The organism is Porphyromonas sp., assembly GCF_030529325.1.
Lineage (GTDB): Bacteria > Bacteroidota > Bacteroidia > Bacteroidales > Porphyromonadaceae > Porphyromonas_A.
Genome location: NZ_JAUMXC010000014.1, coordinates 1 through 21,720, shown reverse-complemented (window position 1 = coordinate 21,720; position 21,720 = coordinate 1). Strand labels below are relative to the sequence as shown.

At 41.1% G+C, this 21,720-nt stretch carries 13 protein-coding genes and 2 pseudogenes; 3 read left to right on the top strand and 12 right to left on the bottom strand.

The window, feature by feature from the left end; genetic code table 11:
• The 8 genes from Q4A14_RS03635 to ppdK form a co-directional block, all read right to left on the bottom strand.
• Positions 1–675, bottom strand: coding sequence for a rhomboid family intramembrane serine protease (locus Q4A14_RS03635; RefSeq protein WP_303170007.1), 675 nt, complete (start codon positions 673–675; stop codon positions 1–3).
• A gap of 14 nt (positions 676–689) precedes the next feature.
• Positions 690–1,343, bottom strand: coding sequence for a rhomboid family intramembrane serine protease (locus Q4A14_RS03630; protein ID WP_303170005.1), 654 nt, complete (start codon positions 1,341–1,343; stop codon positions 690–692).
• Positions 1,344–1,468: 125 nt separating this feature from the next.
• Positions 1,469–2,974, bottom strand: coding sequence for an Mfa1 fimbrilin C-terminal domain-containing protein (locus tag Q4A14_RS03625; protein ID WP_303170004.1), 1,506 nt, complete (start codon positions 2,972–2,974; stop codon positions 1,469–1,471).
• A 156-nt stretch (positions 2,975–3,130) separates the two neighbouring features.
• Positions 3,131–3,697, bottom strand: coding sequence for an elongation factor P (efp, locus tag Q4A14_RS03620; RefSeq protein WP_303170003.1), 567 nt, complete (start codon positions 3,695–3,697; stop codon positions 3,131–3,133).
• 45 nt (positions 3,698–3,742) lie between these two features.
• Positions 3,743–4,856, bottom strand: a protein-coding gene (prfB, locus tag Q4A14_RS03615) for a peptide chain release factor 2 (protein WP_303170002.1) whose coding sequence is annotated in 2 segments (ribosomal slippage) — positions 3,743–4,792 and positions 4,794–4,856 — 1,113 coding nt in all. Because the reading frame shifts where the segments join, the coding sequence is not laid out codon by codon here.
• A gap of 443 nt (positions 4,857–5,299) precedes the next feature.
• Positions 5,300–6,511 (bottom strand): bifunctional 3,4-dihydroxy-2-butanone-4-phosphate synthase/GTP cyclohydrolase II, encoded by a 1,212-nt coding sequence (locus Q4A14_RS03610; RefSeq protein WP_303170001.1) that lies wholly within the window; start codon positions 6,509–6,511, stop codon positions 5,300–5,302.
• 24 nt (positions 6,512–6,535) lie between these two features.
• Complete coding sequence (locus tag Q4A14_RS03605) at positions 6,536–8,548, bottom strand: LptF/LptG family permease (RefSeq protein WP_303169999.1); 2,013 nt, start codon at positions 8,546–8,548, stop codon at positions 6,536–6,538.
• Positions 8,549–8,768: 220 nt separating this feature from the next.
• Positions 8,769–11,498, bottom strand: coding sequence for a pyruvate, phosphate dikinase (gene ppdK / locus Q4A14_RS03600; RefSeq protein WP_303169998.1), 2,730 nt, complete (start codon positions 11,496–11,498; stop codon positions 8,769–8,771).
• Between the two features lie 182 nt (positions 11,499–11,680).
• Between ppdK and Q4A14_RS03595 the strand changes: the two are divergent.
• Positions 11,681–12,053: pseudogene (locus Q4A14_RS03595) on the top strand (PcfJ domain-containing protein); the annotation flags it as partial.
• A 9-nt stretch (positions 12,054–12,062) separates the two neighbouring features.
• Here the strand turns inward: Q4A14_RS03595 and Q4A14_RS03590 are convergent.
• Positions 12,063–12,322: pseudogene (locus Q4A14_RS03590) on the bottom strand (hypothetical protein); the annotation flags it as partial.
• 724 nt (positions 12,323–13,046) lie between these two features.
• Here Q4A14_RS03590 and Q4A14_RS03585 point away from each other — a divergent pair.
• Positions 13,047–13,328 carry a hypothetical protein gene (locus Q4A14_RS03585; protein WP_303169996.1) on the top strand — a complete coding sequence of 94 codons (282 nt, stop codon included), beginning with the start codon at positions 13,047–13,049 and terminating at the stop codon, positions 13,326–13,328.
• Positions 13,329–13,392: 64 nt separating this feature from the next.
• Entirely contained in the window at positions 13,393–13,842 is a 450-nt protein-coding gene (locus Q4A14_RS03580; protein ID WP_303169994.1) for a hypothetical protein, read from the top strand.
• Positions 13,843–14,048: 206 nt separating this feature from the next.
• Here Q4A14_RS03580 and Q4A14_RS03575 read toward each other — a convergent pair whose 3' ends face one another.
• The 3 genes from Q4A14_RS03575 to gyrA form a co-directional block, all read right to left on the bottom strand.
• Complete coding sequence (locus Q4A14_RS03575; protein ID WP_303169993.1) at positions 14,049–16,895, bottom strand: pitrilysin family protein; 2,847 nt, start codon at positions 16,893–16,895, stop codon at positions 14,049–14,051.
• A 558-nt stretch (positions 16,896–17,453) separates the two neighbouring features.
• Positions 17,454–18,677, bottom strand: a complete 1,224-nt coding sequence (locus Q4A14_RS03570; RefSeq protein WP_303169992.1) for a lipopolysaccharide assembly protein LapB — start codon at positions 18,675–18,677, stop codon at positions 17,454–17,456.
• Between the two features lie 167 nt (positions 18,678–18,844).
• A complete protein-coding gene (gyrA, locus tag Q4A14_RS03565) occupies positions 18,845–21,391 on the bottom strand; it encodes a DNA gyrase subunit A (RefSeq protein ID WP_303169990.1) in 2,547 nt (848 codons plus the stop codon).
• Between the last annotated feature and the right edge of the window lie 329 nt (positions 21,392–21,720).

Genomic DNA, 21,720 nt, shown 5'->3' with positions numbered 1-21,720 from the left:
TTAGCGTTTATCTTCTGCCGGTTTCCGAATTATTTGTTTTTCCGAGTCAGAGAGAGAGGCATATCCGGAATTATTAGCTTTGGATATAAGAATAGTCTTATGATCCACTAATTTACGATTTTTATTTGTTCTATAAGTTGTGAATAATGCCACACCTGCCCCAAATAGATAACCAGAGAGATGACTATAAAACCCTAAGTCATTATACAAAGAAAGAGTAAGCCTATCTGCTATAATAATGAAAACTAAAGATAAAATTCGCAAGAATAAATTATATCTCTGAGGCATCTTAAGCAAGCAATAGGCCACCAATGCAGTCAAACCGCTTGAAGCACCGGTAAGAGATGTAAGCATGGAGGCAGGGGAGAGAGACTCAATCAAAATAAACATCAGTGCCCCCGAAATAACACCAAGAAAAAACAAAAAATAATACGTGCTTACTGAAAGCCTTTTTTTTGTGAGAGAGATTAAAATAAAAAAGACACCAAGTATAGGAACAAGATGAAAAGCAGATAGATGTATGAAAGCATAGGTAAGTATAGACCATGGATGCGAGATCAAAGCTTCCCAATCCCCATATAAACATAGCACAGTAACATCAGCTACACCTGACTGAAGACACAAAAAAGCTATAAAAAGGCTCAATGGAAGCAGTGCCTTGTACACAACTTGCATAAACTATCTTCGAATCAATAAAGTTGATCTCTTCCGTGTTTCTTTCTCCACAAAAGAATGAGAACAAGACCAAACAACATCCCTCCAAGATGTGCAAAATGAGCAACATTATCTCCCGCGCGACCCGCAATACCTGCCAGTAGTTCCAGTATTCCATAGCCTATGACAACGTATTTAGCCTTGACGGGTATAGGGATAAACATAATGAATAGAGGCATGTTGGGAAACATCATGCCAAACGCCAGAAGAATACCAAATATAGCCCCACTGGCTCCAATGGTCAACAAGAGATCATGATAAAATACAGGTAGAGAGGGGGCTGTTGTCAATGCCCAAACTATCTGCTGAATAATACCTGCCCCCACCCCGGTAATGATATAATAGATCAGAAAACGTTTAGCCCCCCAAACTCTCTCCAATAGTCCTCCAAACATATAAAGTGCAAACATATTGAAAAACAAATGCCCAAATCCGGAAGTACTATGAAGAAACATGTAGGTCAGCATCTGATATATGCTGAATGCATCGGCACCGTAATAATGCATTCCCAATAAGTTAAGGACATCGATACCTACTCGTGGCAGAGCCAAACTCGCCAAATAAGCGATAACATTGATAATGATTAAGTTCTTGGTTACTTTAGGTATGGAGGAGAAAAAATTGTTCATCTATGATTGAGGATAAAAAAATTTAAAACTTGTCTCAAGAAGAGCTATGATAACGACGCTCTGCGGTACACAAAAATAGTCATTTTTTACATACCTCAGTTCCCTTAATCGTAGAGAAGCCGAGTCTAAAGCTCCACCGAATACTCAATGATATTTGGAGCTGAGAAAGTTACTTTACTCTCTGTCCCTTCTTCACCATCATACTCCATATTGAGGGGAAATGATAGAGGATCCCCATGCCCCGGACCACTAATTTTAGTGATATTGATCATGTATAAAGTGTTACGTACCACTCCATACCTTCCGGTCTGCTTCTTTCCAGAGACCTCACTGTCCTTAAAGTGACGAATAGGAATGGCATAGTAAGAAACACCCTTCTTATAGTATTGTATACTTTTATCAGAATAGCCTTCTTCTATGGACTTTGCCTTTTTTTCGAAGTAAGGTTTCAAAATATCATAAGCCTTGATAATATTCTTTTCTTCGAAAGTCTGTGAGCTTGCACTTTTACCCTTTATTGTCGTTGCCAACCGCTCAAAAGTGGTTCGTGAATAGTTTTTTCCATCAACGGTCAACCAATCTTGACCGATAGGAATATTTGGATCCGGAGAATAGGTTACTCCAAGAATCAGACGCGTCACACATTTGGCGTGAAAATCTGAGCCATCCATCGTATTCTCGGGAATAATAAAACCTTGAAACTTTTCCTCAACGACATTTGTCACAGACTTAAAAAAGATCCCTTTATCAACATAGTCTTCAGCATAGGCAAAATTATCTCTGAGTTGTTGTTCTTCTCTCCCGGACATCCCTAAAAAGTTAGCATCAATAGGATACTGTGCCGATTTTCCATTGGATAGAGAGACGCTTTTATATTCCGGGAAAAGCCTGAACTTCTTATTGGAGACATCCCTAAAAAAGACAAGACGTTCATTGGAAATAGTGTGTCCATGCGGGAGCTCAGGGGCATTACAGAAAACAGAAGCATAAGCAAAGTTAGGCTTCATCTCAGATCGTAATCTAAGGACTTTATGAGACTGTAAACCTGCCAAATCGTCCCTCGAGATCTTGATCAACTTTTCTGAGTTTGTAAAAAACTTCATCAACAGCCGCCCGTTCTCATCGAAAGGACTCTGTACGAAGTCTTCTTTGAGTGCTTCAAAGGCTTGTCCTTCTCGGGTTCGGCTCTTAAACTCCTCTGTTGGGTTGCAAATGATCAAGACGCTATAGTTGTCCTCAGGTACTCTGATATCTTTAATGGTTAGAGAAAGTGAACCTCCATCGACAATACTCTCGTTGACATCGGCACCTCTTAATCCTTCTTTATCATACTCAATATCTTTGTCGAATACTTTTAGTACAGTTTTAGGGGTGCCATCCCTATCTGTAGAGTAGAAGACAACTCTTATACCATTAAAGCTAATACGTCTCAAGTCATTGGCGATGTACTGAGCTCTACTGCTGGCTTCCGAACGAAGTCCCAGGGAAAGCGAACTAAAATGGGTGGATATACTCACAGATACCTCTTGATTGCCAAGGTCTACTTCATTCAACTTCACAGGTTGTTTACAAGACAGACAGGAAATAAGTGTCAGAAAGAAGAGAAATACTCTTGTGATCGCTTTCATCATAGCAATTAGGTTAATAATTCTTTTCAAACGTTATTTTTCATGGCAAAAATAATGCCTTTCAACTTAAATTCCAACAGACCATAACCTAAAATAAAGGAGACTCGGAAGATTATATCTGATCTCCGAGTCTCCTTCATTTTTCAATATATATTATGCTTACTCCTTTGAGCGCCCCTGATATGATCCGTCTCTTGTATCGATGATGATCTTTTCTCCCGTCTCAATGAATAGAGGGACACGCACTTCTGCACCTGTTTCTACAGTCGCAGGCTTGAGTGTATTGGTAGCAGTATCTCCCTTGATGCCGGGCTCAGTATATGTAACTTCCAAAGTGACATGAGCCGGAAGCTCACAAGTAAGAATTGTTTCACTCGCAGCATGTACCATAGCTTCGACCATATCCCCTTCCTTGAGGAATTCCACACCTGTGATGCTCTTCTCAGGGATTTGAATTTGATCAAAAGTCTCAGGATGCATAAAGTTAAGTCCCATATCATCTTTGTAAAGATACTGATAAGGACGGCGCTCAATACGCACCTCTTCAACTTTAACCCCAGAGTTCCAAGTCTTGTCAAGGACACGACCAGTCTCTACATTTTTAAGTTTTGTGCGCACAAAAGCCGGACCTTTACCAGGCTTAACATGAAGGAACTCAATAATGAAATAGTAGCTGCCATCAATATCCAGACACATACCATTTCTAAAATCTGCTGTAGTAGCCATAAGTAGTTAATTTATTTTACGTGATTACTTTATTTTCTCACTAGATCACTCTCCACCACCAAACTCCATGAGATATGCTTTGATAAATTCATCGATTTCACCATCCATTACCTTATTGACATCACTTGTTTGGTAGTTAGTACGATGGTCCTTGACTCGTCTATCATCAAAGACATAACTTCTAATCTGAGAGCCCCACTCAATCTTCAACTTGGAATCCTCAATCGATGCCTGAGCCTTGCGACGGCGTTCGAGCTCGAGATCATACAGTTGGCTCTTAAGGAGGCGCATAGCATTCTCTCTATTATTAAGCTGCGAACGGCTTTCGGTATTCTCGATAATTATCTCACGCTCTTCCTTTGTGTCAGGGTCAGTGTACATATATCTAAGACGTACACCTGTTTCAACCTTATTGACATTCTGCCCCCCCGCTCCACCACTTCGAAACGTGTCCCAAGATATATTCGCAGGATTGACCTCTATCTCAATTGTATCATCTACAAGTGGAACAACAAATACCGATGCAAAAGAAGTCATGCGCTTACCCTGTGCATTATAGGGAGAAACACGAACAAGACGATGGACACCATTTTCACTTTTAAGGAAGCCATATGCCATATCACCCTCTATTTGGAGAGTTGCAGTCTTGATGCCGGCTTCATCTCCATCCTGCCAGTTAGTGATTGTGACTTTGTAATTGTGAGCTTCACACCAACGCTGATACAGGCGTGCAAGCATAGACGCCCAGTCCTGCCCCTCGGTACCGCCGGCACCTGAGTTGATCTTCAGCACTGCCCCAAGCCGATCTTCCTCTCGACGAAGCATATTTCTCAACTCAAGCTCCTCGACTTTTTTAAGAGCATTAGCATAGTTGTCATCAACCTCATCTTCTGTAACAAGATCTTCCTTATAGAAATCCAACGATAGTTTTGTCTCTTCTACGATACTATCGACATTCTCAAATCCCTCTATCCAGTTTTTAAGAGACTTTATGATCTGCATATGGGACTCTGCCTTCTTGGGATCATCCCAAAAATGAGGGTCTTGAGTTCTTAATTCTTCCTCTTCCAGTTGAATTCTCTTCTGGTCAATGTCAAAGATACCCCCTCAGCGCATCTCGGCGCTCCAACAATTGGCTTAGTTGGTCTGATGTAATCATATTATTGTAGTTACTCTAATACAATGGTTGGTTATACTTACTCTGTTTGAACTGCAAAAATAAGAAAAATCGCCCAATAACTAACAGATATTACATGGCTTAGAATCTGGTAAGGAATGTCTACCTTATACTCATGTTAAAGATCATGAAAGCCAAACAACACAAAAATTACCCTGTTACAGGAACTCCGGTCACGCAGTCCACCAGCATAGAATACAAATAAAAAAACAGACGTCTAACTTATTACGATAATATAGACACATCAATAAGTCAGGATAAGCATATCGCTTTTAACTGTTGTACATGTTCTTGTCTGCCGGTATCAAAAAACACATCCAGACCAATAAATTTAGGATTAAAACAATGAGAGCTTGATATGATATATATCAGGCTCTCATTATCTCAGTATTCAAGGACTCACTCCTTGGTAAAAGATCAGCTTATCAAAGCTCATGAAGATTATGCCCCATACGATCTCTTTTAGTTTGAAGGTACGTAAGATTATGCTTATTCGGCAAGATCTCAATAGGGACAACCTCTGCAATCTCGAGGCCATAAGACTCAAGACCGACTCTTTTGGTCGGATTATTTGTCATGAGTCTCATCTTTTGGATACCCATAGCGCGAAGCATTTCGGCCCCGATACCATAATCCCTCTCGTCAGGCTGAAAACCAAGAGCGATATTAGCCTCAACAGTATCCATACCCTCATCTTGAAGTTTGTAAGCATGTATCTTATTACACAAGCCGATGCCTCGCCCTTCCTGATTAAGGTAGATAATAGCCCCTCGACCTTCTTCCTGGATCTTTCGCATCGCTGTATGTAGTTGCTCCCCACACTCACATCGCTGAGATCCAAAAATATCACCTGTAGCACAAGAGGAGTGCACACGCACAAGGACAGGCTCACCATTGCTGACATCACCTTTGATCAACGCAACATGCTCGACACCATTACTTTTTTGCTTGAAAGGCACAATACGAAATTCACCAAAATAAGTAGGAAGGGCAACTTCTACACCCTTTATCATTATTGACTCACTCTTGAGCCTATACGCAATGAGATCCGCAATCGAAACGATCTTAAAGTCAAACCTCTTCGCTATCTCAAGAAGCTCAGGCAAACGTGCCATAGTACCATCCTCGTTTATAACCTCAATGAGACAAGCCACAGGCTCAAGGCCTGCCAACTTAGCAAAGTCAACAGCCGCCTCAGTATGCCCGGCTCTGCGCAACACGCCCTTACTCCTTGCTCTGAGCGGATTGATATGTCCGGGACGTGCAAGATCGGTAGGCTTGGTATTAGGATCTGCAAGGGCTTTAATCGTCATAGCTCTATCGTACATAGAAACACCCGTAGTGCATCCATGCCCGATAAGATCAACGGTGACGGTAAATGGAGTCTCATGTACAGACGTATTCTCCTTCACCTGCATAGGCAGTTCGAGTTGTGCACAACGCTCCTCTGACATAGGAGTACACAGCACTCCTCGGCCGTATCTCATCATAAAGTTAATGATCTCAGGATCTACTTTTTCTGCAGCGACGATAAAGTCTCCTTCATTTTCACGATCTTCATCATCAACAACAATGATGATTTTACCATTCTTAAAATCTTCAATGGCTTCCTCGATCGTGTTTAATATTCTTTCCATTATAATAATGATATAAGTGTTTGATTATTCATTGTTTCCAGGGAGTAGCTCCACAATCTGTTTATTTGTAATGAGGATATTATTCATCTCTCGTCTGTAGGCCTTAGTTCGATAAAGATAGATCCCATAAAATGTCAATCCTAATGGGAATAGTACCATCAGCAACAGATTTCCAATCCGATTGTTCAATCTCAGAGTGCGTGATAAATCCTTCAAATAAGGATAGTTTGCTAACCTGTTTATAAGAAGATAGTCTCTTGAATTAGAGAGATTATCTACCACTTTCTCTGTCAGGTTAAATATATCCTGTCTCTGAAGATGTCCATTATTGTTGAGAAAAAAATCAGCATAAGACATCGCAGGAGAAGAAAGATGATTTTTCACCTTGACTTCTAACTCTTCCAGATCTTTTGTAGCTTGAAGATAGTCTACATCTGTCATCGTAATATCCTTATAGACGATCTTACGTATTGTAGATGTACCAAGAACCTTTCGCACCGCATTAATATAGTTATCAAGATTAAGTTTTGCAGAATCCTTGGCTGCAATATAACTCAACCATAGACCAATGGGAGCTAACACCATAGATGGTAGCCACATCCCTATCCAGACCTCAACCTTGCCATCCTTAGCCATCTTTAAGCCCATTGTCTCAAGGACATAGTAGATAATAAAGAAAAGGACTGCAGTGACAATTGGAGTACCCAGCCCCCCCTTACGGATAATTGCACCTAAAGGAGCCCCGATAAAAAAGAAGACAATACATGCCACAGGATAAGTTATCTTTCGATGAAATTCAAACTCATTCTTGCGCAAAGTTGAGAGCGTCCCTTCTCTTTCAGAACGAGAAAAACTCGTCATTGACAACCTATTTGAGATTAATTCGGCAGTATTTGTGTAGAGATTTATCATCTCTTTCATTCCCATATCAGAAAGTCTCTTTTTCATTGAGAATCTCTGTTGCAAAGGTACTGGCAGGCCCTTAAATTTTGAAGGATAAGACTCCGCAATGGACAAAGACTGTTTATCTCCACCTCTTACAATCTCATCTGTATCAGATCTAACGGCATCCTCATCTTCCCCCACCAAAACTTCATCCCTAGAGTAATTACCTGTTTCCACGGATAGAAACCTCGTTTGATACGAGTTGCCGACAACTTCTCTTGCGGCAACTACCTCCAAAGAGTCAACGACATACTGCAGTGAATCTGAAAATTGTCTTAGTTCTATAATATTCTTTCCAACAAACTGAGATGATATTGCCCCCTCATCGAACATATCCATATTAGAATCAAAATTGATATGTACTGTTTTTTGTCTGAACTTCTCTCTCAAATATGGTATAAGCTCTTGCGGATCAACATAAGAGGGCTTTCTAAGATTCTTAAACGATTCACCCCGATACAGCTCCAATATGAGGGCTTTGTTATCCTTTGTGCTATATATACGGCCTGAATCTGCAAGGATTACAGTTGCATCATTGATACCTGACCTATAATCATATATCATAAGACCTTTAAGCAGTTTAGAATCTGAATTTTTCTCCTTTACGTAGATACTATAACCACTTAAATCTTTATAAAAAACACCTTCAGGTATTGCGAGCTCCGGAGATTTATTCCTAATAGAAAAATAGTACGTCCAAAACTTCACTTGAGACTTAATCATCCAATCATTCTGAAAGATAAATAAGCCGACAGATATCACAATCACAGAAATGAAAATCGGCTTCATTATGGTGTAAAGGGGTACCCCGGCAGACTTCATCGCCAAAAGTTCAAGACGCTCCCCAAGATTACCAAAAGTCATAAGTGAAGCCACAAGTATCGCGAGTATCAGAGATAGAGGAACCACTGTCATCGCTGCATAGAACATCAGTTTGACAAAAATTATTGCATCGATACCCTTTCCAACAAGGTCATCGACAAATCTCCAAAGCAACTGCATGACCACAACGAACCATGAGATCGAAAAGGAGACAAGCAACAAAGGCAAGAATGTCTTGATGATGTATATATAGAGCTTCTTAATACTCACAAAACTTTTTTAGGTCACTGTTCGATAAAAACTTATGTATTTACGAAGTACAAAGATAAGGAAAAAAGAGAAGTAAAAATGACATATAAGTCTCTTATCATCCCCAATTTTGAAGATAATCTCCCGCAATTCAAGAAGTAAGAGAAACGTTTATCCCTTGATATAAAAAACGGGGGATGCACTCATGAGTGCATCCCCTGCAGAATTATATTATACAAGATTACGCTTGCTCTTCAATCACAGCTTGAGCTGCTGCAAGACGAGCGATAGGCACACGGAATGGAGAACATGACACATAATTGAGGCCTGTACGGTGACAGAATTTCACACTTGACGGCTCACCTCCATGCTCACCACAGATACCACACTTGAGATTTGGGCGCTGCGCTCTACCCTTTTCAGTAGCCATCTTCACAAGCTGTCCAACGCCGTTTTGGTCAAGGACTTGGAATGGATCCACCTTGAGAATCTTCTTGTCAAGATAAACAGGAAGGAAGGAAGCAATGTCGTCACGTGAATAACCAAATGTCATCTGAGTAAGGTCATTTGTACCGAATGAGAAGAACTCTGCAGATGATGCTATTCTATTGGCTGTCAAAGCAGCACGAGGAACTTCGATCATCGTACCAACAGTGAAGTCAATACGATCACCCATTTCCTCAAACACCTTTTCTGCTGTTGCACGAATGACATTTTCCTGTTCCTTGAACTCATACAAGATACCTGTAAGAGGTACCATGATTTCAGGAACCGCAGTCACACCCTCTTTCTTGAGCTCAAGAGCTGCAGAGATGATGGCACGTGTCTGCATCTCAGTGATTTCAGGATATGTATTACCAAGACGGCAACCACGGTGACCAAGCATTGGGTTTTGTTCGCTCAAGCTCTCGATACGGTGTTGGAGCTGCTCCATAGAGATCCCCATATCTTCTGCCATTTCTTGCTGTCCCTTTAGATCGTGTGGGACGAACTCGTGCAAAGGTGGATCGAGAAGACGTACTGTCACTGGCAAACCATTCATTTCACGGAAGATGCTCTTGAAGTCATCTTTCTGGTATGGGAGGATTCTTGAAAGAGCTTCGCGGCGACCTTCTGCATTCTCTGCCAAGATCATACGACGCATGGCCTTGATCTTATCACCTTCGAAGAACATGTGCTCTGTACGGCAAAGACCAATACCTTGTGCACCGAACGAACGAGCGATCTTAGCATCATGACCGGTATCAGCATTGGCACGTACAGTAAGCTTAGCATACTTGTCAGCAAGAGCCATAAGTGCCTCGAAGTCAGGATCAAGTTCTGCAGCTTTGGTATCTACCATACCTTCATACACTTCACCGGTAGTACCATTGAGAGAGATGAAATCACCCTCCTTATATACATTGCCATCAACGGTCAAAGTACGAGCCTTATAGTCGATCTTCAACGCACCGGCACCAGAGACACAACATTTACCCATACCACGAGCAACAACAGCAGCATGAGATGTCATACCACCACGTGCAGTCAAAATACCTTCTGCCACCTGCATACCTGCGAGGTCTTCAGGAGAAGTCTCATTACGGACAAGGATAACACGGTGACCACCTTCGTTGTAAAGCTTAGCTGCGTCATCAGCAAAGAACACAATCTTACCTGTTGCTGCTCCTGGAGATGCTGGGAGACCACGAGTGATGCGTTTGGCTGAAGCAAGAGCAGCCTTATCAAATACAGGGTGAAGAAGCTCATCAAGCTTATTAGGCTCGATCTTCATCAATGCAGTCTTTTCGTCGATATACCCTTCTCTTAGAAGATCCATAGCGATCTTTACCATTGCGAGACCTGTACGCTTACCGTTACGAGTTTGAAGCATCCATAGCTTACCCTCTTGTACGGTAAACTCCATATCTTGCATATCACGGTAGTGATCTTCAAGCTTAGTTTGGAGAGCATCGAGTTCTTTGTAAATCTCCGGCATTGCTTCTTCGAGAGAAGGCATAGTAGCTACACGCTCTTCTTCACTGACACCCGCTCTATCTGCCCAGCGTTGTGAACCGATCTTTGTAATTTCTCTTGGAGTACGGATACCTGCTACGACATCCTCTCCTTGTGCATTGATAAGATACTCACCATTGAAAAGGTTTTCACCAGTTGCTGCATCACGAGAGAAGCAAACACCAGTAGCAGATGTTTCACCCATGTTACCAAAGACCATTGCTTGGACATTGACAGCAGTACCCCACTCTTCAGGGATATTTTCCATCTGGCGATATAGGATCGCACGCTCATTCATCCAAGAGCTGAATACTGCGCAGACAGCACCCCAAAGCTGCTCATAAGCAGAAGCAGGAAAGTCATGTCCTGTCTGTGCCTTGACAGCCTCCTTGAACTTAGCCACGAGGAGCTTCAAGTCTTCGACAGTAAGTTCTGTATCGAGTTCGACACCACGAGCTTCCTTCATCTCTTCGATGATAGCTTCAAATGGATCGATATCTTCCTTATTCACGGGCTTCATGCCAAGTACAACATCGCCATACATCTGCACGAAGCGACGATAAGAGTCCCAAGCAAAGCGCTCGTTACCCGTCTTACGAGCAAGTCCTTCGACCACCTCATCATTGAGACCAAGGTTGAGGATTGTATCCATCATACCAGGCATAGAAGCAGGAGCACCTGAACGTACAGAAACAAGAAGAGGATTTTCGACATCACCAAACTTAGACTTCATCAAGTCCTCAACTTTAGCAATGGCTTCCTCCACTTCGGGAGTGATAAGTTTGATGACCTCTTCCTTACCCAAGCTATAATATTCCTTACACACTTCTGTGGTAATAGTAAATCCCGGAGGAACCGGAACACCGATCAGATTCATCTCGGCCAAGTTTGCTCCCTTTCCACCTAATAGCAGTTTCATGCCTGCCTGACCTTCGGCAGTACCATTACCGAAGAAATAAACTCTTTTAGTAGACATTTAAGTTTTGTTTTGATTTAATAAATGAGGCTTATCACGCCAATCTAATGTATTCAGTGTTACAAAAATACGAATAATTACTTATCTAACCCTGATATCAGAATAAATATTTTCTGCCAAAGTGTAACAAAATCACAGACTTCCCCCACCCCCAAATAGATCAAAACACGAATATCAGAATCCCATTTTTCAAGGTTACGGATATACTTCTCAAGAATGGGTTCAAGGAAAATTTTCACGGTACTGTACCTACAATCTTTATTCCTCCATTGTTATCTGACAGCCGTATGAAAGCCCAGCTGAAAGCAGATAGAACTGAATATTTGAAATACCTTCTTCTCAATTCTAGGACATTTGATGCTTGTTGGCAATCCTATCTCGTAGCCACTCACCATGCTATGAGATAGAGAATATTTCAATATGTTGCGACTATGTGGATATACTCCAAAGATTAGGCAAGGCTATACACAGCCCAAAGTTGCTTGTCCCACAAGCCTACATAGAAGACACAAAAGCAGACAAAGCAAAATCCGTAAGCAAAGAGAAAAGGTAGAATACAAAATACTTCATCAGGTCAGCCCGAACCAAGGAATCCGCCTGCCGTTCCGTCATCATCTCCCTAGGCTACTCTTCGAGCACAAGTCTGTGCCCATAACCTACATAGGGATAGCCTTTCAAAGTATGTAACCTTCGAAGTGTTTGATACAGATAACGGCATGCTCGAATGATGGAAGTGAGAAGATTGCCTTTCCGCTCTCCTGAGCGAAAAGGAGGAAGCAACAGGATAAGCAAACAAAATTGATAAAACGAATATTGTGCGTTATTTTGCTGCTCTTTCTAGTATCGTTCGGGAAAGATAATATCTTCAATGATGTCACCCTTGATATTTCCGATATGACGGTCAACTTTACCAAAGATCCGTCAGAAAAAAGCATAACTATCAGGACTAATGCCTCTCAATGGTCCGCGCTTTCGGATCATGAAGGCACATGATTTTCACTGAAAAAAGACAGGGATAGGCTTCTCATAAAAGTCGATTATAATCCCTATCCGTGAACAGAATAGCTTACATCATTGTAAAAACAGGGAATAGTATCGGCAAAGTAAAAATATCTCAAGATGCAGAAGATGAGATATTATATTCAACATAGATGCAAAAGAAATCGCACTCGGGCCTAATACGACTGTAAAGAGACTCAGATTTGACTCCAATATCGGTAAACTTGATCTCAAAGTCGAAAATACACCCTGGATGAAAGAGTCCTACAATCAAGGAGATAATTTTCTCACTCTTGAAACAGAGCCTAATGAAGCCCTGTATGTGAGAGGGGAGTCCGCTTGTACACACAGAAAAGGGTGTGAAAGAGATATCTGTAAAGCAAGAGGGAGTGATGACTCTGATAGTTCCGATTCTGAAAAGTCCGGCGAAAATTCCTGACGTGATAAAATATGAAAATGCCAAAGGGAATACACTTATTTTGACCCCAAATAATACCTTCAATAAAAACAGTCTATCGCTTCTATACAGGTGTAAAAGCATTTCCATACATGAAGTATAAGTTCAAGAAAAGCTCAAGTAGCAACTATATGAGCGTGAGCATACCTACTTCGGATGAAGCCCTTTTCCGTGGAGAAAAGTTTGAGAAGTTCATGGAGTCCTATGGTTTTCTGAAAACGAAGAGCAAAAAAATAGGACAGAGTTTTCCAATGAAAAGGATCATTTCAATGCCTTTGTCAAATATGAATCTGAGGGGGCAGCGAGCATCAATATATTGTATGATCCTCAACAGCCACAACCATATCCAACATTTTAGTCCGGATTGCCATTAAAAGGATTGTAGGGATACGCAGGACACGTGAAAGAGAACATACACGGTAAAAAGAAAGCTGAGTATTGACTTACGAAGAACAGCACGCCGGGACAAAAGACGCGAAACTATCAACCCCGCCTTCACGTTTTTGGTTTTTCAATGCAAAAGAAGAAGACTCTCCACTATTAGCGAGAGCATACCGCTTCTATACCAAACTAGATCCTCCACATAAGCTACCGGAGGGACACCCATTTGTCGATCAGGTTGAGCAGATTTATGGGTTTTATAAAGACATCAATCTAGCCTATTGGGACTATGAAGGGGATTGGAAAATGATTAAGGAGTTTAAGGCACTTCTAGAGGCAAACAATATCGTTTTCCTAGAGGAATTGCTTGGGCACTTCTTTTACCACCACTATGAAACCAAGACAACATTCGACCTGACACCTATGCAATTTGGGAACTTCTATAATGGCAAAACGATTTTGTCTATAAGGATTTATAGAAGCGTTCAGAAGCCTACGGAAGATTAAAATCAGCATTTCTAAGGATTGTCACCTCCGGGGCATATTATCATCTAAGATGCCTAAGAACTCTCTCGTATAAGGAAATGAAGTTTTAGACGAATGATATACAAGGACAGAGAAGAGACAAAAAAAGTCGTCTAACTTTCTTCCGAAAGTTAGACGACTTTATTCTTTAAGTTAGACAACCTTTTTTACAGCCTTATCCTAAGAGATCAAAATCTCAAGAAGTCTTTATCCTTGAGAAAGATCACCTCTCCAAGCTGTCGGAGTCTCTTTATGTCGATATATTTCGTGTTGCCGACAACCGTATAAATTATCGGAGCCTCCTGTATCTTATGCTGATGAAATCTTTTCACCTCCTCTTGAGATACATTGGCTGCAATATTCAGGTAATCTACAGCAATATCATTTTTGAATCCTCGACGTCTCAAATTACTTATTCTTCTGCCCTTTCGCCTGATATCGGGATACATTGTATACGCGATATTTATGAGAGACTTCCGTGCGTTTTCATATCTCTCCGGAACTTCGGGCGAAAGTCGGACAAGAGAGTCAAGGAGGAAGATGGCATCAGCAGTCTTATCGGCTTGAGTAGACATATAAAGGATAAGATCTCCCTTTTCCTTTTCAAATATAGGGTCCAAAGAGTCAAAATAACCGCCAACACCATATGCCATGGAGCGATACTCTCTGATCTCTTGAAACAAAAGAGAATTCATGCCTCTTCCAAGGTATGTCGTATAAAGCTCTGCACTATCCATTTCCTTAGAGGTTAGATCATCAATCCCAACATATGCTCGGATCACGGCTTGATTGACCTTAGGCTCATTCACGACAAAGATCTTTGTCTCCTGCTGCTTGAGAGGCTCCAAGAATGAGAGTGTATCCCCCGCCCTATTTACTTCACCTATTTTCAATGCACTATAAAGCAAATCGGATATCTCTCCGGCCTTTAGTTGTCCGGTATAGTGGATGTCAACTTCAGTCTTCAACACCTGACGAAGAAGTTGTAACAGATCTTCACCTTTGAGTTTCTTTACTTCTGAAAGCGTCAACATCCGTCTGAAGTCAGAAGCATCCCCGTACCTTACATACTCAAAGAGACGAGTGGAAAGTTCATCAGATGATTTTTTGACACTTTTGTCATATAGCTTCTTGTTATCTGCAAGTTTCTTGATCTTCCTTTGCTCCGCCTTCGGATCGAAAATAAAGTCATGTAGCAATCGGATTGTCTCCTCAAAATATTTATCATATCCTGTCAGACTGATACGTACCCCTTCACGTCGTGCAACACTCCATGTGAGGGACGCTCCCAAGTTCTGAAAAGCCTCATTGACTTCGTGAGCATTCTTGGAATTTGATCCCAAAAGAGTCATATATTCGTCTAAATACTGCAATCTTGGGTCATTGTACTGATTACATTGGTATACTATATCAAGAGAGAATATATCATTGACCTTATTTTCCGTGACATAGAGTGTGGCCAGTTTGTTATCACCGAGGTAAATCCTCTCTACATCTCTGTCAAAATCAAGTATGTGTACATCACTGTCAGGCACAGCCAACTTTGCCAATTGTTGAGCAAAAGGTGATTCTGCACCTCTATTAGGAGGAAGAATCGGCGCAAAAGGAGGCTTAGCAATCTTATCCTTAGGGTATCTTCCAGTCTTCTTTCTGATATCCAAATAATTATGAGTTAAATAGATATTAGCGACTCTCACAATGTCATCCTTTGTAAGCATCTCCATCTGCTTAAGTCTCTGCTCATACCCATCCCAAGACAAACCCGAGGCAAACGCATTATACATGATCTGCGCTCTCTCAATAGGATCTTCAAGGCTCAGCAAAGTGTTCTTCAAGAGCTCTCTCTTGACACGTTGAAAGAAGTCTTCGCTGAAGTCACCGTTCCTAATAGCAGATACAGCATTCTTTAGTTTCTTCTGAGCAGATGAGGTAAGCTGAAGCGGAGGATTGGGCACAGCAAAAACGAGCAACGCCCCAAAGTCTAACAAAGAGACATGTGCGGCTTGAGCCATCATGACCTTACCATCCACCGTCAAGCGATCCAGCAGACCGGTCTTTCCTTCGTTGGACAACAGAGCTACCATGACATCAATAGCCTCCTTGTCCTCATGATACGTAGGTACGGTATGCCATGCCATCATCGCTCCTTTGATGAATGGTATCGGGAACTTGACCGTGAACCTCTCGGCACCGACAAAAGGCTTTGGAGGAGCTGCTACGGGACGCTCCACTTCACCGGCACGTATACGTCCGAATGTTCTCTCTATAATCGGAATAGCTGTATCGGCATCGAAATCTCCGGTCAAAATAAGCCCCATATTGCCGGCAATGTAATATTTTTCAAAAAATGCCCTCATCTCTGTGAGATCCGGATTCTTGAGATTCTCTGTACTTCCTGTGATTGGATACTGATAAGGATGAGGAGCTGCAATGCGCTCGATGATGGCTTTCATCACACCACTTTGGATGCGATCGTCATACATATTCTTTTCCTCATAAACAGTCTCAAGCTCGCTCTGAAACAGTCTAAAGACCGGAGAGATCATCCGCTCACTATTGAGTTCACACCAATGCTCCAAATACTGGGGAGTAAAAACATTGTGATAGACCGTATAATCATAAGATGTACCGGCATTCAGTCTGGTACCACCATACTTGGATATGAGATTGCTGAAATCATTAGGGATGGCATATTTTGCAGCCTCTATTGAAAGTTGATTTATTTCCTTCTGTACCTCAAGTCTTTCGGCATCACTGATCTTGGTTTTGAGCTCTGCATATTTAGACTCAATCTTATCAAGGATCACTTTTTCGGCATCATAATCAACAGTACCTATACGGTCGGTACCCTTGAACATAATATGCTCAAAATAGTGTGCTATACCTGTGTTAGGAGAGTCCTTTGCCCCTATCTTGACGACAAGAGCGCCAACAACCTTGGATTGAGAGCGGTCTTCATTCAACCACACTGTCAAACCATTCTTCAACTTTATTTCCTTTACCTTGATCGGTGATGCAATAGATTCAAAAGTCATGATTGCTATCAATAAAAATGTTGTAAAATACGTATCTAAGCATTAGTCATAATAATAGTGGTCTATGAAAATCTGATCTTTTACACCAAGACAGTTATTTCATAAAAATCATAAGGGGTATATTATTCTCCTTGATATACCAACAAAATAATCTTATTGGATGATAATGTCAAAAAACAGACAACCATCCAAAACTCCCATAAAAAGAAGTACAGAAAGACTTATAATATCCCAAGCTTCAATATTCTATCACGAGATCACATTACACATAATGTCATGCTGTTCGGATATAAAGCCCTGAGCTATTGATATATTTGTATCATATGAGCTTCTACATTCTGAGGAGAGTCTCAAACTACATGCTTAATGCTAAAATGGTAAAACCTAATGAAGTGTCAAGGACTACCAAAAGCCTTCTTAACCCGGCTGTTACCAACTGCAAAGGAAGGATTTTTTATGCTACCATACAAATATGATTCTCCAACCGATGATAAAATGAAAAAGGCCACTTGAGCGAATTACTCAAGCGACCTTCTTATAAAATTCAATATGGACTATTTATTGAGAGATGCGTTTTTCTATCTCTTCCATCTTATCATTCATATCAAGATTATAGTAGATACCACGCAAAGCCATGAGATACTCTGTATTGGTAGATTCAAGTTCAACGGCCTTTTCAAAGTAAGGAAGAGCTTTCTTGAAGAGGACTTTTGCCTCTGCGTCCTTAGCCTTGTATTTCTTGACATCATTGATTGAGTTTGCTTCACTTTGGATCGCAACGGCCTGATTATAGTAAATACGACCAAGACCTATGATAGCTTCAGCGTACGTTGGATCAAGTGCTAAAACTTGCCCATAAATTTCCTCTGCTTTAGCAATATCTTTGAATCCTTGTTCATAGACGGTCGCTAACACATTATAAAGTTGCTTATTTTGAGGATCTTGGGCTATCGCCTTTTCCAAGAATACTTTTGCCTTCTCATGCTCTCCTTTTCTGACAAAAATATTAATCAGATTGAACACGAAATACTTTTCTTTTGGGAAAATAGCTGCACCTTCACCCAAAATTCTCTCATAGTTAACAGAATCACCAAGTTCCATATAAGCAGAGGCAAGAAGTTGATATACATCATTTCTTCTATAATCAACATTTTTGATCTCTTCGTACTCTGCAATTGCATTTTTGAGATTATCCTTCATTTTTGAAGCTGCATAAGCAGAGAAAAAGCCAATCTGCATAGACATTGAGTCCTGTTCAGCAATTGGAGTTCCTTGGAACATTTCCAATTTCTTGACATTCAAATATTGCTTGAAGAACTTATGAGCATTGTCATAATCTTCCTTGTCAAAATAAAAAGATCCGGCATTGACAAAGAAGCCATGATTTTCGCTCAATGCCTTGTAAATCTCTTTTTTAAACTTTCTTTTTACTTTACCTTTCTCATTGGGAAGAGCATCCAAAGAGTCAGCCTTGATATAGTATGGATACATTGCATACAATGCACTGTAGAAAGCAACTTCATCAAAGGGCTTGCTCAAAGACATGTTGATCTTTTCCATATCTACTTGCTTTTCTTCAATGAGACCGGCAACGTACCAAGCACGAGCATCGTTCATTGTCTCCGGATTGGTCAATGTAGGCTGTATGATACTACGAGCCTGAGCAAAGTCAGGTTTATCATCCTTTGCAATACGTTCTGCTTGCTTCACACTCTTCGTCTGAGCCAAAGCAGGGGATGCTATGGCAAGAGACATTGCGGCAAATAAAAATACTCTTTTCATGTTTATGATTTAACTTTATAAGTGAATACTACGATCAAATCTACTCCTTAGCGCCAAATTTAGGAAAAAATCATCAACACCACACAACAATCCCATGTCAGCATAGATATCCAAATAACTAATCACTAATACAGAAGAGATGATCAATAGCAAATTCAATAATTATTTTACTCTTCTGATTCTTTAGGGTTATCGGTCAAAACACCTTCAACTTCTTGAATGACATCATCACCGGATTCCTCCTCTTGAGCTTCCACACGACATACAGACGCAATCTCATCTCCTCGACGTTCAAGGTTAATCAACCTAACCCCTTGAGTATTTCGACTCTGTACAGAAATATCTCTGACATGAGTTCGGATGGTCACTCCGGACTTATTGATAATCATTATGTCATGCTCATCAGTTACATTTTTAATCTCAATAAGATCACCTGTCTTATCTGTAACCTTAAGAGTTATTACACCTTTGGCCCCTCTATTTGTTATACGGTAATCATCGATCTGCGATCTCTTACCATATCCATTCTCGGATACTACAAGGATAGATTCTTCTTCAGGTTTTTTAATACAAATAGCTCCTATTACTTCATCCTTTCCGTCTTCTTCAAGACGCATACCCCGGACACCCATGGTCTGACGCCCTTGAGGTCTCAACAAAGACTCGTGAAAACGAATAGCTTTTCCGTTACGACTTGCAAGGATAAACTCACACTTGCCATTTGAAAGCAAGACAGACACGACCTTATCCTCATCTCGCAATCCGATAGCAATGATACCATTAGCTCTTGGGCGTGAGAACGCTTCAAGAGTGGTTTTACGAATAGTTCCTCTACGAGTTACAAATGTCAAATAATGGGAGTTTACATACTCTGTATCTGTCGTCAAGTTCTTCACTCGAATACATGTTGTGACCCTGTCATCAGAGTCTAAGTTCAGAATATTCTGGATCGCACGGCCTTTCGATGTTCGAGACCCTTCCGGGATCTCAAATACTCTCAACCAATAACAACGTCCTTTCTCGGTAAAGAACAACAGTGTCGCATGCATAGATGCCGAGTAGATATATTCTACAAAATCCTCTTCTTTTGTATCTGATCCCTTTGCACCCACACCACCTCTTGATTGTGCTCTAAATGCAGAAAGTGGCGTGCGCTTGATGTAACCGCAATGAGAGAGAGTAATGATCATCTCTTCATCAGCATAAAAATCCTCGGGATTTAGTTCTTCAGAAGCATAGACAATCTCTGATCGACGCACATCACCATACTTATCACGTATCTCTATAAGCTCTTCAGAAATAATACGGTAAAGCGCATCCTCATTTGTAAGTATTTCATTGAAGAACTCGATTTGTTTGACAAGACCATCATACTCCTCTCTCAATTTGTTCATTTCAAGAGCTGTAAGTTGGCCAAGACGCATCTCAACTATAGAGCGAGCCTGTATCTGAGAGAGGTTGAAGCGTTCCATCAGTTTCTCTATTGCTTCACTTTGACGAGCCGAAGCACGTATGATAGACACAACCTCATCGATATTGTCTGTCGCAATAATACGTCCCTCGAGAATATGCAGGCGTTCTTCAGCCTTACGCAGTTCATATTTCGTACGGCGAGTTACAACATCTGTACGATGCTTCACGAACTCTCCTACCAAATCTTTCAGATTTAGCAACTGTGGACGCCCATCAACGAGAGCAATATTATTAACACTGAAAGAAGACTGAAGCGCTGTGTATTTATACAGTTTGTTTAGAATAACAGCAGCATGAGCATCACGCTTGACATCGATAACGATACGGATACCGGTTTTGCTACTTGTTTCATCTGCTATGTTAGAAATCCCCTCGATCTTCTTTGTGGTGACGAGTTCGGCGATACTCTTAACCAACTCTGATTTGTTGACAAGATAAGGTAATTCATTGATGATGATCTGATCGTGGAGAGCGCTTGTCTCGATCTCAGCCTTTCCCCGAATGACAATGCGTCCCCGACCTGTATGAAATGCATCTTTCACACCAGAATAACCATAGATAATACCTCCCGTAGGAAAATCAGGAGCCTTGATATACTCCATAAGTTCATCTACAGTTATCTCCCCGCGAGCGTCTATGTAAGCCAAGGAAGCATTGAGTGCTTCAGTAAGATTGTGTGGTGCCATATTGGTAGCCATACCAACAGCGATACCAGAGGCTCCATTGACAAGCAAGTTAGGGATGCGAGAGGGAAGTACGGATGGTTCAGTTGTAGAATCATCATAGTTGGGCACGAAGTCTACGGTTTCCTTATTGATATCGGATAGCATCTCCATCGCCAAAGGTGCGAGGCGAGCCTCAGTATACCTCATCGCAGCAGGCATATCACCATCGATAGAACCAAAGTTTCCATGCGGATCTACCAACATATATCTCATAGACCAATCCTGCGCAAGGCGTACGAGAGCCATATAGATAGAGCCGTCACCGTGGGGATGATACTTACCCATCACATCCCCTACCGTACGCGCACTCTTCTTGTAAGGCTTATCCGGAGTATTACCCAATTCATTCATACCATAAAGTATGCGACGATGAACTGGCTTGAAGCCGTCTCTTACATCGGGAAGTGCTCGACTCACGATAACGGACATCGCATAGTCTATGTACGCAGACTTCATCTGATCATCAATATTTACCTTGATGACCCTATCCTTGTTATTCTCAAACTCTTCTTGCATTGTCTACAGAAATTAATTGAATAAAAGTGCCACTTCATCCTACAGGATTATGATTGAATAATACCATCCAACCGGCACTAACATAAGCCCAAAGATACTTATTTTTCTAGAAATCACATAGACAGTAAAACATAATATTAACAGAGAAAAAGAGACAAAAAAGCATCTTTCAATTGTCTTGGCAACCGAAAGATGCTATATAATTCATATTGAAGAGCAAAAGCAAGTCAATAGTCTCACAGTATGATATCTTATATTTAGATCGTCTATACTTCAAGATCTCAGAGACTCCAGAAAGGAGGTGTTCCAGCCGCACCTTCCGGTACGGC